16 protein-coding genes are annotated in these 15589 nt (G+C 61.3%); 15 read left to right on the top strand and 1 reads right to left on the bottom strand.

The window, feature by feature from the left end; all coding sequences use genetic code 11:
* The first annotated feature begins 10 nt into the window (after positions 1–10).
* The 6 genes from ACR0LW_RS17690 (at position 11) to ACR0LW_RS17665 (ending at position 6424) form a co-directional block, all read left to right on the top strand.
* Positions 11–1492: a UDP-N-acetylmuramoyl-L-alanyl-D-glutamate--2,6-diaminopimelate ligase gene (locus ACR0LW_RS17690; protein ID WP_480883645.1), complete on the top strand. Its 1482-nt coding sequence runs from the start codon at positions 11–13 to the stop codon at positions 1490–1492.
* Positions 1489–2883 carry a UDP-N-acetylmuramoyl-tripeptide--D-alanyl-D-alanine ligase gene (locus tag ACR0LW_RS17685; protein ID WP_480883643.1) on the top strand — a complete coding sequence of 465 codons (1395 nt, stop codon included), beginning with the start codon at positions 1489–1491 and terminating at the stop codon, positions 2881–2883. Before ACR0LW_RS17690 ends, ACR0LW_RS17685 begins: the two co-directional genes overlap by 4 nt.
* 36 nt (positions 2884–2919) lie before the next feature.
* Positions 2920–4002, top strand: a complete 1083-nt coding sequence (gene mraY, locus ACR0LW_RS17680; RefSeq protein WP_170452107.1) for a phospho-N-acetylmuramoyl-pentapeptide-transferase — start codon at positions 2920–2922, stop codon at positions 4000–4002.
* Positions 3999–4544 (top strand): AAA family ATPase, encoded by a 546-nt coding sequence (locus tag ACR0LW_RS17675; RefSeq protein WP_480883641.1) that lies wholly within the window; start codon positions 3999–4001, stop codon positions 4542–4544. Before mraY ends, ACR0LW_RS17675 begins: the two co-directional genes overlap by 4 nt.
* A complete protein-coding gene (gene murD, locus ACR0LW_RS17670; protein ID WP_480883639.1) occupies positions 4541–5941 on the top strand; it encodes a UDP-N-acetylmuramoyl-L-alanine--D-glutamate ligase in 1401 nt (466 codons plus the stop codon). The genes ACR0LW_RS17675 and murD overlap by 4 nt, the downstream gene beginning before the upstream one ends.
* A gap of 108 nt (positions 5942–6049) precedes the next feature.
* Positions 6050–6424, top strand: coding sequence for a glycine zipper family protein (locus ACR0LW_RS17665; protein WP_170452101.1), 375 nt, complete (start codon positions 6050–6052; stop codon positions 6422–6424).
* Here ACR0LW_RS17665 and ACR0LW_RS17660 read toward each other — a convergent pair.
* Positions 6421–7608, bottom strand: coding sequence for a BaiN/RdsA family NAD(P)/FAD-dependent oxidoreductase (locus tag ACR0LW_RS17660; protein WP_480883637.1), 1188 nt, complete (start codon positions 7606–7608; stop codon positions 6421–6423). The two genes, ACR0LW_RS17665 and ACR0LW_RS17660, sit on opposite strands and share 4 nt — an antisense overlap.
* A 177-nt stretch (positions 7609–7785) precedes the next feature.
* On the opposite strand from ACR0LW_RS17660, the gene ACR0LW_RS17655 reads away from it, so the two are divergent.
* From ACR0LW_RS17655 to ACR0LW_RS17615, 9 genes are all read left to right on the top strand, one after another.
* On the top strand, positions 7786–8115 hold the full coding sequence (locus ACR0LW_RS17655) for a hypothetical protein (protein WP_170734326.1): 330 nt from the start codon (positions 7786–7788) through the stop codon (positions 8113–8115).
* Between the two features lie 233 nt (positions 8116–8348).
* Positions 8349–9512: a putative lipid II flippase FtsW gene (gene ftsW / locus ACR0LW_RS17650; protein WP_170452095.1), complete on the top strand. Its 1164-nt coding sequence runs from the start codon at positions 8349–8351 to the stop codon at positions 9510–9512.
* Positions 9512–10609, top strand: a complete 1098-nt coding sequence (locus ACR0LW_RS17645) for a UDP-N-acetylglucosamine--N-acetylmuramyl-(pentapeptide) pyrophosphoryl-undecaprenol N-acetylglucosamine transferase (RefSeq protein WP_480883634.1) — start codon at positions 9512–9514, stop codon at positions 10607–10609. The genes ftsW and ACR0LW_RS17645 overlap by 1 nt, the downstream gene beginning before the upstream one ends.
* Entirely contained in the window at positions 10606–12015 is a 1410-nt protein-coding gene (gene murC / locus ACR0LW_RS17640; RefSeq protein WP_480883632.1) for a UDP-N-acetylmuramate--L-alanine ligase, read from the top strand. Before ACR0LW_RS17645 ends, murC begins: the two co-directional genes overlap by 4 nt.
* Positions 12016–12092: 77 nt before the next feature.
* Positions 12093–12341, top strand: coding sequence for a DUF2484 family protein (locus ACR0LW_RS17635; protein WP_170452089.1), 249 nt, complete (start codon positions 12093–12095; stop codon positions 12339–12341).
* Positions 12338–12580 (top strand): DUF2484 family protein, encoded by a 243-nt coding sequence (locus tag ACR0LW_RS17630; RefSeq protein WP_170452087.1) that lies wholly within the window; start codon positions 12338–12340, stop codon positions 12578–12580. Before ACR0LW_RS17635 ends, ACR0LW_RS17630 begins: the two co-directional genes overlap by 4 nt.
* A 56-nt stretch (positions 12581–12636) precedes the next feature.
* Positions 12637–13563: a UDP-N-acetylmuramate dehydrogenase gene (murB, locus tag ACR0LW_RS17625; RefSeq protein WP_480883630.1), complete on the top strand. Its 927-nt coding sequence runs from the start codon at positions 12637–12639 to the stop codon at positions 13561–13563.
* 103 nt (positions 13564–13666) lie between these two features.
* The gene (locus tag ACR0LW_RS17620; RefSeq protein WP_480582283.1) at positions 13667–14590 is read left to right on the top strand and encodes a D-alanine--D-alanine ligase; all 924 of its coding nucleotides are present in this window, start codon (positions 13667–13669) and stop codon (positions 14588–14590) included.
* Positions 14578–15585, top strand: a complete 1008-nt coding sequence (locus tag ACR0LW_RS17615) for a cell division protein FtsQ/DivIB (protein WP_170523382.1) — start codon at positions 14578–14580, stop codon at positions 15583–15585. The genes ACR0LW_RS17620 and ACR0LW_RS17615 overlap by 13 nt, the downstream gene beginning before the upstream one ends.
* The last annotated feature ends 4 nt before the right edge of the window (positions 15586–15589 follow it).

Below are 15589 nucleotides of genomic sequence, written 5' to 3'. Positions count from 1 at the left end.
CAGGTGGGTCATGGGCGCAAGAACAAAGAAACTCAGCCAACTGGCCCTGACCGCGCGCGGTGGCGCAAATCCGGATATCACCGGGCTGGCGGCTGACAGTCGCGAGGTCAAAGACGGCTATCTGTTTGCGGCCCTTCCCGGTACACGCGTCCACGGGGGCGAGTTCATCCAATTTGCCCTGCGCATGGGGGCCGCTGCCGTTCTGACCGACGCCGAAGGCGCACGGATCGCGGCAACCGAACTGACCGCGTCGGATGTCGCCCTGATCGTGGTCGAAGACCCGCGTCAGGCGCTGGCCGGATCAGCGGCGCTGTGGTTTGGACAGCAGCCGCAGACCATTGTGGCGGTTACTGGCACCAACGGTAAAACTTCGGTTGCCAGCTTCGTGCGCCAGATCTGGACCGAGCTTGGCCATGCCGCCGTCAATCTGGGCACTACCGGGGTCGAGGGTGCCTGGACCGCTCCGCTGGCCCACACCACGCCCGAACCGATCACCCTGCATCGCTGTCTGTCCGAGGCTGCCGAGAACGGCGTGACCCATGCAGCGATGGAGGCGTCTTCGCATGGGCTAGAGCAGCGCAGGCTGGATGGCGTTCAGCTAACCGCCGCCGGATTTTCGAACTTCACGCAGGATCATCTGGACTACCACGAAACATTCGAGGCCTATTTTGCAGCCAAGATGGGGCTGTTTGACCGGGTTCTGCCTCATGATGGGACCGCAGTGATCAACCTCAGCGACCCAAAGGGAGCCCGCGTGCGCAAGATTGCCGAGGCGCGGGGGCAGTCGGTGCTGACAGTCGGATTGGGCGAGGCCGATCTTTGCCTAATGAACCAACGCTTTGACTCGACCGGGCAGGATTTGCGGTTTTCCTGGCAAGGCAAGACCTTCCAGACCCGCCTGAACCTGATCGGAGGGTTTCAGGCCGAAAACATCCTGCTCGCCTGTGGATTGGTCATCGCCGCCGGGGATGAGCCCGAGCGGGTGTTCGAAACCCTGCCGCACCTGACAACGGTTCGGGGGCGCATGCAACTGGCGGCCACCCGTGACAACGGCGCGGCGGTGTTTGTGGACTATGCCCATACGCCTGACGCCGTTGCCACGGCGTTAAAGGCGCTACGCCCGCACGTGATGGGCCGTCTGATCGCCATTGTTGGCGCAGGTGGAGATCGCGATGCCACCAAACGTCCGCTGATGGGCAAGGCAGCAACGAACCATGCGGATACCGTATTCGTCACCGATGACAACCCGCGTAGCGAAGATCCGGCCACCATCCGCGCCGCTGTCATGGACGGCGCACCGGGTGCGACCGAGGTAGGCGACCGGGCCGAGGCCATCCTTCGCGGTATCGACGCCTTGCAGCCGGGCGACGCGTTGCTGATCGCCGGCAAGGGGCATGAAACCGGCCAGATCGTCGGCGATCAGGTTCTGCCCTTCGACGATGTCGAGCAGGCGAGCATTTCCGTGGCCGCTCTCGACGGGAGGGTCGCATGACACTCTGGACAGCGGCAGAGGCTGCCGAGGCCACCGGCGGGCGGGCAACCACGGATTGGCAGGCAAATGGCGTGTCGATTGACACAAGAACGTTGCAGCCGGGCGATCTGTTTGTTGCGCTGAAGGCTGCACGTGACGGGCATGATTTCGTGGCTCAGGCGCTTGAGAAAGGTGCAGGGGCGGCGCTGGTTTCCCATATCCCCGAGGGTGTGTCCGAGGATGCGCCGCTGTTGATCGTCAAAGATGTGCAAGCCGGGCTCGAGGCGCTCGGGCAGGCCGCGCGCGCGCGGACACAAGCGCGCGTGGTCGGGGTGACAGGTAGCGTCGGCAAAACTTCGACCAAGGAAATGCTGGCAACCATTCTTGAAACTCAGGGCAAAACCCATGCCAGCGTCGCCAGCTACAACAATCATTGGGGCGTGCCGCTGACACTGGCACGGATGCCGCAGGACACCGAGTTTGCGGTGATCGAGATCGGCATGAACCACCCCGGCGAGATTGCTCCGCTGGCCCGCCAGGCCCGCTCGCATGTGGCGCTGGTGACAACCGTGGCCGCGGTTCATCTTGAGGCGTTTGAGTCGGTTGCAGGCATTGCCCACGAAAAGGCAGCTATTTTCGAGGGGCTGGAACCCGGCGGCGCAGCCATCGTGAATGCCGATATCGACCATGCCGAAATTCTGCGTCACACGGCGCAAGATCACGGTGCAGGGATCGTTGAATTTGGCCGCAAGGCTGCAGATTACAAACTGACGGATGTGACTGCCGGGCCGGATTCGGTTCAGGCGAAAGCCTCGGTCGGTGACACGCAGTTCACCTTCGACGTCCAATCCGCCGGTACGCATTTTGCGATGAACGCATTGGGCGCTCTGGCCGCCTGTGTCGAACTGGGTGTTGATCTGGATCAGGCCATCACCGGTTTGCGGCAATGGTCCCCGGTCAAGGGGCGCGGCGTGCGCGAGACCTTGCTGCTGGCCGCTGGCGGACAGATCGAACTGCTGGACGACAGCTACAACGCCAACCCGACCTCGATGGAGGCCGCCTTGGATGTGCTGGCCGCGTCGCAAGGCGCGCGCCGCATCGCCTTTCTGGGCGACATGAAAGAACTGGGGCCGCAGGAACAGGCCATGCACGCGGCCATGGCACAGGTCGATGCGATGGCGCGTGTGGACCAAGTGCATTGCATCGGTCCGCTTATGCAGGCTTTGCATCAGGCCCTGCCAGCCAACAAGCGCGGACTGTGGTTTGAAACCAGCGCCGAGATGGCCGTGCACCTGCCTGATCTGATCAAAACCGGCGATACTGTGCTGGCCAAGGGCTCGCTGAGCATGGCTCTGGCGCGGATTGTTGACGGTCTGCGCAAAATGGGGCAAGGGGGCGCGCTTAACGGGTGAACGCACCCATAAGCCTCGTGTGAGAAGGGTTTTGTAATGCTGTATTGGTTGACCGCCTTGTCGGACGGAGGGGATTTCTGGAACCTCTTCCGTTACATCACCTTCCGCGCTGGCGGCGCCTTTATGACCGCGCTGATCTTTGGCTTCATCTTCGGCAAGCCGCTGATCAACGTGCTGCGCAGGAAGCAGGGCAAAGGCCAGCCGATCCGCGATGACGGGCCAGAGGCGCATTTTTCCAAGGCCGGAACACCGACCATGGGCGGGTTGCTGATCGTCGGCGCGCTGGTGACATCGACGCTTGTCTGGGCGCGGTGGGACAATCCCTATGTCTGGATGGTGCTGTTCGTGACACTGGCCTATGCGGCCATCGGCTTCGCCGACGATTACGCGAAGGTTTCAAAGCAGAATACCAAGGGCGTTTCGGGCCGGATGCGGCTTGCCCTGGGCGTAATCATCGCCGTTCTGGCCTCGCTCTGGGCCACTCTGCATCATCCTGAAATCCTGCAAAACCAGCTGGCCGTGCCGGTGTTCAAGGACACTCTGGTCAATCTGGGCATCTTCTATATCCCGTTCGCTATTGTCGTTATCGTGGGGGCCGCAAATGCGGTGAACCTGACCGATGGTCTGGATGGTCTGGCCATCATGCCCGCGATGATCGCGGCCTCGACCCTGGGGATCATCGCCTACGCCGTGGGCCGGGTCGACTTTACCGAGTATTTGGACGTGCACTACGTGCCCGGCACCGGTGAGATCTTCATCTTCACCTCGGCCCTCTTCGGCGCGGGGCTTGGCTTCCTGTGGTACAACGCGCCGCCTGCGGCTGTGTTCATGGGCGACACCGGATCACTGGCGCTGGGCGGCGCGCTGGGTGCCATCGCCGTGGCCACGAAACACGAGCTGGTTCTGGCCGTGGTCGGAGGCTTGTTCGTGGTCGAAGCGCTGAGCGTGATCATCCAGGTCCTCTACTTCAAACGCACCGGCAAACGCGTCTTCCTGATGGCCCCGATCCATCACCACTATGAGAAAAAGGGCTGGGCTGAGCCGACCATCGTGATCCGGTTCTGGATCATCTCGCTGATCCTGGCGATGATTGGGTTGGCGACGTTGAAGGTTCGGTGAGCGATCGCCGGATTGTACTGTCCGGGTGTTCGGGCGGTGGTAAGTCCACACTTCTTAACGAAATGGCCCGGCGCGGCTATGCGACGGTTGAGGAACCGGGTCGCCGCGTTGTGATGAACGAGCAAAGGGAAAGCGGGGGTGCCGTGCCATGGGCCAACCCGGAAGCCTTTTGTCGAAAGGTGATCCAAACCGCTTTCGATGATATGGCCGAGGCGCCGGATGGCCTGGTCTTGTTCGACCGTTCAGCGTTGGATGCTCTAATCTGGTTCGACCGAACCGGTGCCAATCTGGAAAGCGCTTTACGGAACAGGATATTGCACCTCGGCTATGATCGCCGCGTATTTCTGTTCCCACCATGGCCTGAAATCTATGAAAAAGATGAACAACGAAGGCACGATTTGTCCGACGCACTTGCGGAGTATGAGGCTTTGTGCGACCGCTTACCGAAACTCGGGTTTCAAACTCTGCTTGTTCCGAAAGCACCGATTGCTGAACGCGCGGATTGGTTTGAGGCAAAGCTAGACGAAGGGCAAAGGACATGATCCCGGTCAAAGGGTTTTCAGGACAGAAAGTTGCGGTTCTGGGGCTGGGGCGGTCTGGGCTGGCCGCCGCGCGGGCGTTGCGTGCAGGGGGGGCACAGCCGGTGTGTTGGGATGACAATCCGGATGCGCGGGAGAGGGCTCAGGCCGAGGGGTTCGTTTGCACCGATCTGCTTCGGAACGGGGCGTTTGATCAGATTGCGGCGTTGATCGTGTCTCCGGGCATTCCGCATTTGTATCCGTCGCCCAATCCGGTTGTCGCGGCGGCTTTGGACGCGGGCGTTCCGGTTGATAATGATATCGGGCTGTTCTTCCGGTCCTTCGCCGGGTCGGAATGGAACAATTATGACACCCCGCCGCGCGTAATCGCGGTGACCGGGTCGAACGGAAAATCGACCACGGCGGCGCTGATCCATCACATTCTGACCGAGGCTGGGCGCGATGCGCAATTGGCCGGAAATATCGGGCGCGGGGTGCTGGATATTGATCCGGGGGGCGATGGCTCGGTCGTGGTGCTGGAGCTTAGCAGCTATCAGACGGAACTCGCCCGCTCTCTGACGCCGGATGTGGCAGTATTTACTAACCTTTCGCCGGATCATCTGGACCGTCACGGTGGTATGGGGGGCTATTTTGCTGCCAAAAGACGGTTGTTTGCCGAAGGCGGGCCGGATCGCGCAGTCATTGGCGTGGATGAGGCCGAGGGCGCGTTTCTGGCTGGGCAGATGGCCGAGGGGCCAGCAGATGATCGGGTGATCCGCATATCAGTCGAGCGCAAGCTGACCGGTCCGGGCTGGCAGGTCTTTGCCCGCAAGGGGTTCTTGTCGGAATACCGCAAGGGGCGGCAGGCGGGTTCGATCGATCTGCGGGCGATCAAGGGCCTGCCGGGGACCCATAACCACCAGAACGCCTGCGCGGCCTATGCGGCCTGCCGTTCGCTGGGGTTGGCGCCTCGGGTGATCGAGGACGCTCTGCACAGCTATCCGGGCCTGCCCCATCGCAGCCAGATCATCGCCGAAGCCGGGGGCGTGACTTATGTGAACGATTCCAAGGCCACCAATGTTGACAGCGCGGTGAAGGCGCTGGGCGCGTTCAAGCGGATTCGCTGGATCTGCGGCGGGTTGAAGAAAGAGGGCGGGCTGGACGCGCTGAACGATGCTGCAAGCGATGTGCTGAAGGCTTATGTCATCGGGCGCGAGGCGGCAGGTTTCGCCATGCAACTGAACGTGGACGCGCAGGTGTGCACAACCATGGCCGCAGCGGTCGAGCAGGCGATGGCGGATGCCGAAACGGGCGACACCGTGTTACTTGCGCCCGCTGCTGCAAGTTTCGACCAATATGATAACTTCGAACAACGCGGTGAGGATTTTGCCGACAATGTGCGGCAAAGACTGAATGAATAACGCGGTTGCAATCGACCGCCGGTTCATCTGCTCTGGGTCGCTATCGGCTTGACGCCCCACCGGATTTGGTCTTGCCTTGGCGGGACGTTAGAAAACGAGGTTACGGATATGTCCAACCGAAAGAAATTGATGGCCTTGCCAGCGGTGCTGCTGATTGGGGCCTGTGCAAGCTCGGGTGCCAACTATACGCCAATCATCGACGGCAATATTGGCCCGAATTACAATGCGGATCTGGCGCAGTGTCAGGCTCTGGCCCGGACGCAGCCAACTGTTGATGGCCGAACGGCAGGTGCGGCGGCAATTGGTGCAGCGGGTGCGGCGGGTGCGAAGGCGATCATTGATGACAGCGCCAGCGACCTTGGCCGTACGGCTGTCGCAGGGGCGTTGCTGGGCGCGGGCGCAAGCGCGTTGCAGAACAACCAGAACCAGGAAGTCATCGTGCGCAACTGCATGCGCGGGCGCGGGTATAACGTCGTCGGCTAAGGATGCTGACGGCTTGCAATGGCGGTTCCGGCGGCATGCCCCGAGGACCACGCCCATTGAAAGTTGTATCCGCCCAGCCAGCCGGTGACATCCACCGCTTCACCAATCGCATAGAGGCCGGGGATCTCCCTGGCCTCCATCGTTTTTGACGACAGGTCGTCTGTGTCGATCCCGCCCAGAGTGACCTCGGCGGTGCGATAGCCTTCAGTGCCCGAAGGGGTCAGATGCCAATCGGACAGGGCGGCGATCAGGTCTTTGAGCGCCGCGTCGGACTGGTCGGCCAGATTGCCCTGCATCGGGATATGCTGGCTGAGGTAGTCCACCAGCCGCGCGGGCAGGTGGCGGGCCAATTCTGTGGTCAGTGCCTTGCGCCCGCCGCTTTGGCGTTGATCGCGCAGCAGGTCGAACAGAGGCAGATCGGGGATCAGGTTGACGCGGATCACCTCACCCTCGCGCCAATAGGACGACAGTTGCAGCACCGACGGACCGCTGAGGCCGCGATGAGTGAACAGCAGCGCCTCGTCAAAGCTAGTACGGTTGTTTGACAAGCGTGCTGGCAGCGAGACGCCCGAGAGGTCTTTGAATTTCCCGTCCGAGAAGGTGAACGGGACCAAAGCGGCACGTGTTTCGGTGATCCGCAGCCCGAATTGCTGCGCGATGTCATAGGCCAGCCCGGTCGCCCCCATCTTGGGGATCGATTTACCGCCTGTGGCCAGCACGAGGTTGCTGCAAGTAAGGCTGAGGCGCTGACCTTCGCGGTCGACCTCAAGCGCAAACCCGGCCTCGGTCCTGCGCAGGTCCCTGAGTTCAGTTCGCACCCACAGTTCGGCCCCGGCACGCTCCATCTCGGTCAGCAGCATCTGGATGATCTGTTTCGAGGACCCGTCGCAGAATAGCTGCCCCAGCGTTTTCTCGTGCCACGCGATATTGTGGCGTCCGACAAGATCGACGAAATCCCACTGAGAATAGCGCGCCAGGGCGGATTTGCAGAAATGCGGGTTCTGGGACAGGAAATTTGCTGGTCCCGCATAGATGTTGGTGAAATTGCAGCGCCCGCCGCCCGAAATGCGGATTTTCTCGCCGGGGGCTTTTGCATGGTCGATCACCATTACGCGCCCGCCGCAATGGGTCGCGCACATCATACCGGCAGCACCGGCCCCGAGGATGATCGTGTCGTAGGTCATGGATGGGGGATGGCTGGGTTTCCGACAAATGGCAATAGTTGCGGTGCCACCAGTACTGGTGCCTTGGTCGGTTTGTAAGAAACGTCGTTTTGTATCGTCAGATTTTGTATCCATTGACAAAATCGATGTCTGCGCATGAAGCTGGCGATAAAGCGGTTAACTGAGTCTTGTCGCTAAATGAATAAATGGAATCGTATTCCAGAGACACAGGTGCTGAATCTAAATGTTTCGGATTGGACGCTCAGCTTTCCGGGAGGCTCGTATCGTCTTTATCTTCTTCGTTCCGAACCCGAATGGGTCCAAGTGAGCTACGGGCAGACTACTGAACGATGGCCGATCGAGGTGAAAGAGGAAAACAGTTCCGGCTATCGACTTTCAGGCTTCGCTTGGGAAACACCTGAGATCATGTTGGAGTCATCCACCTGGTTCGAACTCTTGATTTCAAACCGGACCCAAGTCACCTATTGGGGGGATCGGGTGGTTTATCGTGTGGACATAGGATGCTAGTGGCTCCCGCTCTCGGGTAATCATTGCTCTATTTGGTCGCTGAAGTCGATCGTGTTCCTCTTTTTCGTAGTAGCGATTTGCGTGTTAACCCGTGTTTCGCTCGTTTGAGATCAACAGCGCTTCTATTTCAGCCACTAGCCCTCATTTCCCTAGCCCAATCTCCAAAATCCCTGTAGACTCTCACCCAGATCCCGAAAACGGGACACGAGTGAGGCAGTAAGTGGCGGTATCTCATGACTGAGATGGTGTATGGCGCGGTCCAGGACCAGCGCGGGGAACCGATTCTACCAAAGTGGTGGCGTACGATTGATCGCTGGACGATGTCCTGCGTTCTGATCCTGTTTGTCATCGGGCTGTTGCTGGGGTTGGCCTCATCGCCGCCGCTGGCCGGGCGCAACGGGTTTGATCCGTTTCACTATGTCGAACGGCAGGTGTTGTTCGGCGGGCTGGCGCTGATTGCGATGCTGCTGACGTCGATGATGTCTCCGACCCTTGTGCGCCGTCTGGCGGTTCTGGGCTTTCTGGGGGCGTTCGTCGCGCTGGCCTTCCTGCCGATCTTTGGCACCGATTTTGGCAAAGGGGCGGTGCGGTGGTATTCGCTGGGCTTTGCTTCGTTGCAGCCGTCTGAATTTCTGAAGCCCGGATTTGTGGTTGTGGCCGCGTGGTTGCTGGCGGCCTCGCAGCAGATCAACGGCCCTCCGGGGCGGTTGTGGTCTTTTGCGCTGTGCATGGCGATTGTCGGGATGCTGGTGATGCAGCCCGATTTCGGGCAGGCGTGTCTGATCCTGTTCGGCTGGGGCGTGATGTATTTCGTGGCCGGGGCACCCATGCTGCTGCTGGTTGGCATGGCGGGCGTGGTCGTGCTGGGCGGCATGTTCGCCTATTCCAACTCGGACCACTTTGCGCGCCGGATTGACGGGTTTCTGAATCAAGAGGTCGATCCGACCACCCAGCTTGGCTATGCCACCAACGCCATCCGTGAAGGCGGTCTGTTTGGTGTTGGCGTGGGTGAGGGGCAGGTGAAGTGGTCTCTGCCCGATGCGCATACGGATTTCATCATCGCTGTGGCGGCCGAGGAATACGGCCTAATCCTGGTGCTGATCATCATCGCACTCTATTCGCTGATCGTTGTACGCTCGCTTCTGCGACTGATGCGCGAACGGGACATGTTCATCCGACTGGCGGGCACCGGTCTGGCCTGCATGTTCGGCGTTCAGGCGATGATCAATATGGGTGTTGCGGTGCGCCTGCTGCCTGCCAAAGGCATGACGCTGCCCTTTGTCAGCTATGGTGGTTCGTCCCTGATCGCGGGCGGCATCGCCATCGGCATGTTGCTGGCCTTCACCCGCACCCGCCCACAGGGCGAGCTTGGCGATATTCTGCGCGGAAGAGGTTGATGAGCAAACCCTACCTTCTGATTGCGGCGGGCGGCACCGGGGGCCACATGTTCCCGGCGCAAGCGCTGGCCGAGGTGATGCTGCACAAGGGCTGGCGCGTGCGCCTGTCCACCGATCCGCGCGGCACGCGCTATACCGGTGCCTTCCCCGAAGGCGTTGAGATTGTCGAGGCATCCTCGGCCACTTTCGCGCGTGGGGGTCTCGCTGCCAAGGCGCTGGTCGGGCCAAAGATTGCTGGCGGCGTCGCCAGCATGGCCTTTCAGATGATGCGCGACAAACCGGAAGTGGTCGTGGGCTTCGGGGGGTATCCCTCGATCCCGGCACTGGGTGCGGCGACACTGCTGAAAATCCCGCGCATGATCCACGAACAGAACGGCGTTCTTGGACGTGTGAACCAACTGTTTGCCACTCGCGTTGCGCAGGTGGCCTGCGGCGTATGGCCGACCGACTTGCCGGAGGGCGCGCATGGTATTCACACCGGCAATCCGGTACGCGCCGCCGTTCTGGATCGTGCGGCTGCCCCCTATATCCCGCCGGGCGAATACCCGATGTCGGTTTTGGTGATGGGCGGATCGCAGGGCGCGCGCATCCTCAGCGATGTCGTACCCGGAGCGATCGCTGCATTGCCCGAATTCCTTCGATCCTACATCCGCGTCTCGCATCAGGCGCGGGACGAGGATGGCGACCGCGTCACCGCCTTCTACGCCGACCATGGCATCCGCGCCGATGTTCAGCCGTTCTTTGATGATGTGCCCCGCCGTATGTCGGACGCGCAACTGGTGATCAGCCGCTCGGGCGCGTCCAGCGTGGCTGATATCTCGGTCATCGGGCGACCTTCGATTCTGATCCCGTTTGCCGCCGCCGCTGGCGATCACCAGACCGCCAATGCCCGAGGTCTGGTACAGGCGGGCGGGGCGATCATGATCCCTGAAAATGCTCTTGACGTTGCCGCGTTGACCGAGCAAATGACCACGGTTCTGACAAACCCCGAAGCCGCACAGAAAATGGCCCACGCCGCCTTGTCGGTCGGGGCACCGGACGCCACCGAGCGTCTGGTTGCCCAGGTCGAGCAACTGGCGCAGAAGGAGACCACATGACCCCAGCAACCAAACTGCCGCAGGACGTAGGGCCGATCCATTTCGTCGGGATCGGCGGGATCGGGATGTCGGGCATTGCCGAAGTGCTTTTGAACCTTGGGTACAGGGTTCAGGGGTCGGATTTGAAGGCGTCGAAAATCACCGACCGTCTGGCCGCGCTGGGGGCTGAGATTTTCGTGGGGCAAAAGGCCGAGAACCTCAAGAACGCCGCAGTGGTTGTCACGTCGACCGCGATCAAACCGGGCAACCCGGAACTGGATGAGGCGCGCGCCCAAGGCCTGCCTGTTGTACGCCGGGCGGATATGCTGGCCGAACTGATGCGCTTGCGGTCAAATATCGCGATTGCCGGAACCCATGGCAAAACCACCACGACCACGATGATGGCTGAGCTGATGGTCGCGGGTGATTTCGACCCCACCGTGATCAATGGCGGCATCATTCACGCCTATGGCTCGAACGCGCGAATGGGGCAGGGCGAATGGATGGTGGTCGAGGCCGACGAATCCGATGGCTCATTCAACCGCCTGCCTGCAACCATCGCCATCGTCACCAATATCGACCCCGAGCATATGGAGCATTGGGGCGATTTCGACACGTTGCGCGATGGGTTCTATGAGTTCGTCTCGAACCTGCCCTTCTACGGTCTGGCTGTCTGCTGCACCGATCATGCCGAGGTGCAGGCTCTGGTTGGTCGCATCACCGACCGCCGCGTGCGCACCTATGGTTTCAACGCGCAGGCGGATGTGCGGGCCGAGAACCTGACCTACAAGGGCGGCGTCGCGCATTTCGACATCCACTTGCAATACGAAGACAAAGTGATCGAGGGCTGCACCCTGCCGATGCCGGGCGACCACAACGTTTCAAACGCGCTGTCTGCGGTGGCCGTCGCCCGCCATCTGGGCATGAAGGCCGCGGAAATCCGAGAGGCACTGGCCAATTTCGGCGGTGTGAACCGTCGCTTCACCAAGGTCGGCGAGGTCGATGGAGTCACCATCATCGACGATTACGGCCACCATCCGGTCGAAATCGCTGCTGTGTTGAAAGCCGCGCGTCAGGCGACCGAAGGCCGTGTGATCGCTGTCCACCAGCCGCATCGCTACTCGCGCCTGTCTAATCTGTTCGACGATTTCTGCACCTGCTTTAACGATGCCGACGTCGTCGCCATTGCCGAAGTATTCGCCGCCGGGGAGGACCCGATCGAAGGTGCGTCCCGTGACGATCTGGTCGAAGGTCTGATCCGTCACGGCCACCGCCATGCGCGCGCGATCCTAAGCGAGGATGATCTGGAACGCCTTGTGCGGGAACAGGCTCGTCCGGGCGATATGGTCGTCTGCCTCGGGGCCGGTACGATCAGCGCGTGGGCCAACGGGCTGCCTGAGAGATTGCAAAGAAAACAAGCAGTTTGACGTTCATCCTCATTTGCCGCACAACCTGAAAGTGTGATAGAGTATTCACTGATACCGCGTACCCGTGGAGGGGGCGAATGGACTATTCGATGATCTTTGCCGCACTTTGGGTGATCTGCGCGACTATCGTGGCGCTGTTGCCGATGCGGCTGCAATTCCCTCCGGGTATCTTGCTGCTGATCTGCGCGCCGGTCCTGATCCTGTGGCTGGGTTATGATCACGGCTGGTTCTGGTCGGTTGCGGCCTTTGCCGGGTTCGTGTCGATGTTCCGCAATCCCATCCGCTTTTACTGGCGCAAATGGACGGGCCGGGAGGTCACGGAATGAGCTGGTCGATTGCACTGGCCGCCGCTTGGGGTGTGGCCGCCAATGTGCTGGCGATGATCCCCAGCAAGGACAACCACTGGACCCGCGCCTACATCCTGATCGCGGTTGGCATCCCAATCGTTGGGTATGTCACGTTCGAGCATGGCCCCTGGATTGGCTTGCTGGTGCTGGGAATGGGGATGTCCGTGCTTCGGTGGCCAGTGATTTATCTGGGGCGGTGGCTGCGTCGGCGGGTCTGAGAAACGTATCCCTTATACGTCTTGCCTTGGACGCCTAAATCCGCGATCTAGCGGCCATGAGCACTCTTCCATCAACACGCGGCAGGCTGTCCCAAAATCGCAGCCTCAACGACCTGACATGGCTCCGTGTCGGAGGGCCGGCGGACTATCTGTTTCAACCTGCCGATCTGGAAGACTTGCGGGGCTTTCTGCGCGATCTGCCCGCAGATACTCCTGTTTTTCCGATGGGCGTCGGGTCTAACCTGATCGTGCGCGATGGTGGTTTGCGTGCCGTGGTGATCCGGCTGGGGCGCGGTTTCAATGGTATCTCCATCGACGGTAACACCGTCACCGCAGGCGCTGCGGCCTTGGATGCGCATGTGGCGCGGAAGGCGGCGGATGCGGGGGTTGACCTGACGTTTCTGCGCACCATTCCCGGATCTGTCGGAGGCGCGGTGCGGATGAACGCGGGCTGCTATGGCAGTTACACGGCGGATGTTCTGCGCAAAGCCACCATCGTCACGCGGCAGGGTGAGGTCGTGGACCTGACCCCAGCGGATCTGAACTTCCGATACCGCCAGACCGATCTGCCCGAAGGCGCGGTGCTGGTTTCGGCGACGTTCGAAGGCCCATCGGGCAATCCGGAAGACCTGCACGCCCGCATGGAAGCGCAACTGAATAAGCGGGATGAGACGCAGCCGACCAAGGATCGCAGCGCCGGATCGACCTTCCGCAACCCGGCGGGGTTCTCTTCAACGGGGCGGGAAGACGACGTCCATGACCTAAAGGCGTGGAAAGTGATCGATGACGCGGGGATGCGCGGGGCCACCAAGGGCGGTGCGCAGATGAGCCCGAAGCACTCGAATTTCCTGATCAATACCGGTGACGCCACCGCTGCCGACCTCGAAGGGCTGGGCGAAGAGGTGCGAAAAAAGGTTTACGAAACAAGCGGCATCACGCTAGAGTGGGAAATCATGCGGGTCGGCGATCCGCTGACAGAATAAAGCCCCAACCGTCAGACCACAACAGGCAAATTAGGGCGACGGATCAAAGGCATAACGCAGTACGGACCACGACATAAGGTCCGGGGACATTGAGGCGCACAAAGTGGGACTGTCGAGCAGGACAAACCCCAAAGTGGCGGTATTGATGGGCGGCCCCTCGGCGGAACGCGAGGTGTCACTCAGCAGCGGGCGCGAATGCGCAGCCGCCCTTGTGGGAGAAGGCATTGAAGTGGTCGAGCTGGACGCGGGTCCTGACCTCTATGCGCGCCTATTGGACATCAAACCGGATGTTGTATTCAACGCTCTGCATGGCCGCTGGGGTGAGGATGGCTGTGTGCAGGGCCTGCTGGAATGGATGCGCATTCCCTATACGCATTCGGGCGTGCTGGCCTCGGCCCTGGCGATGGACAAGCAGCGCAGCAAAGAGGCGTTTCGGGTGGCCGGGCTGCCCATCGCAGAAAGCGTGATTGCCGCCAAGTCAGATGTGATGGCCGATCATGTCATGGCACCGCCCTACGTGGCCAAGCCCAACAACGAAGGGTCCAGCGTCGGCATCTACATCGTGCATGAAAACGCGAACGGACCGCCGCAGCTGTCCGAGGACATGCCCGATCAGGTGATGGTCGAGCAATACGTGGCCGGGCGCGAGTTGACCGTGACGGTGATGGGCGACCGCGCCCTGACCGTGACCGAGATCATGACCGATGGCGGCTGGTATGACTATGACGCCAAATACAAGCCCGGCGGCTCGTGGCATGTGTTGCCTGCCGAGATACCGTCCGAGATATTCGATCTGTGCATGGACTACGCGTTGCGCGCCCACAATGTGCTGGGCTGCAAAGGCGTCAGCCGGACCGATTTCCGCTGGGACGACAGCAAGGGGCGCGACGGCTTGTTCCTGCTGGAGACCAATACTCAGCCGGGCATGACGCCGACTTCGCTGGTGCCCGAGCAGGGACAGCACCTGGGCATGACATTCGGCCAGCTTTGTGTGTGGATGGTGGAGGACGCCTCATGCGACCGCTGACAGCCACCCGCGCACCGGTGATTCATCGGACCAAGGCCCTGGCCGGTCCGGATGCCGATTTCGAATCTGCGGATACGGAAACCCATGACACTCAGCCCGTTCTGCGCTTGAGCGGAGTAAAGCTGTTCAACCGCACAGCGCGCCGGGCGGACCCTGCGCCGTCGCGGCTCAGCTATCGGTTCCAGCGGTGGATGCTGACACCGGGCATTCGACTGGGCGTCAAGCTGGGCCTGCCGATTTGCGCGGTGGCTGCTGCGATCGGTCTGTATTTTGCGTCGGAAGATCGGCGCGAGGCTGTCAGCACCTATATCGCCGACATCCGCACCTCGATTCAGGAGCGCCCGGAATTCATGGTCAACCTGATGGCCATTGACGGCGCGGGGGCCGGTCTGGCCGACGATATTCGCGAAGTGGTGCCGTTGGATTTCCCGATCAGTTCCTGGGATCTGGATGTCGAACAGATGCGCGACACGATCACCGGGCTGGACCCGGTGAAATCCGCGACCGTGCGAATCCGGCCCGGAGGCATCCTTCAGGTCGATGTGGTCGAACGGCAGCCCGTGATCGTCTGGCGCACCCGTGACGGCGTTGAGCTGTTGGATGAGACCGGTGTGCACGTGGATCAGGCGGCCTCGCGCAAGGATCATGCGGGCCTGCCCTTGATTGCGGGCGAAGGTGCGGATGCGCATGTGGCCGAGGCGCTTGAGATTTTCCAGACCTCGCGCAGCCTTGGCACTCGTGTCCGGGGCTTGGTGCGCGTGGGTGAGCGCCGCTGGGATCTGGTGCTGGATCGCGGCCAGCGCATCATGTTGCCGACCGAGCGCCCGGTGCGCGCGCTTGAGCGGGTACTGGCGGTGAACGAGGTGCAGGACCTGCTGGAGCGTGATGTGGCCGTGGTCGACATGCGCCTTGGGAACCGGCCAACCATAAGAATGACCAAAGCCGCCAGCGAAGACTGGTGGAATACAAAAGTGAACGCGAGTAACGGGCAGTAGCAAC

The sequence above is a fragment of the Ruegeria sp. N4 genome, from assembly GCF_056531425.1.
Note: the sequence above shows the minus strand (reverse complement) of the source record. Positions and strands in the feature narration are given on the sequence as shown.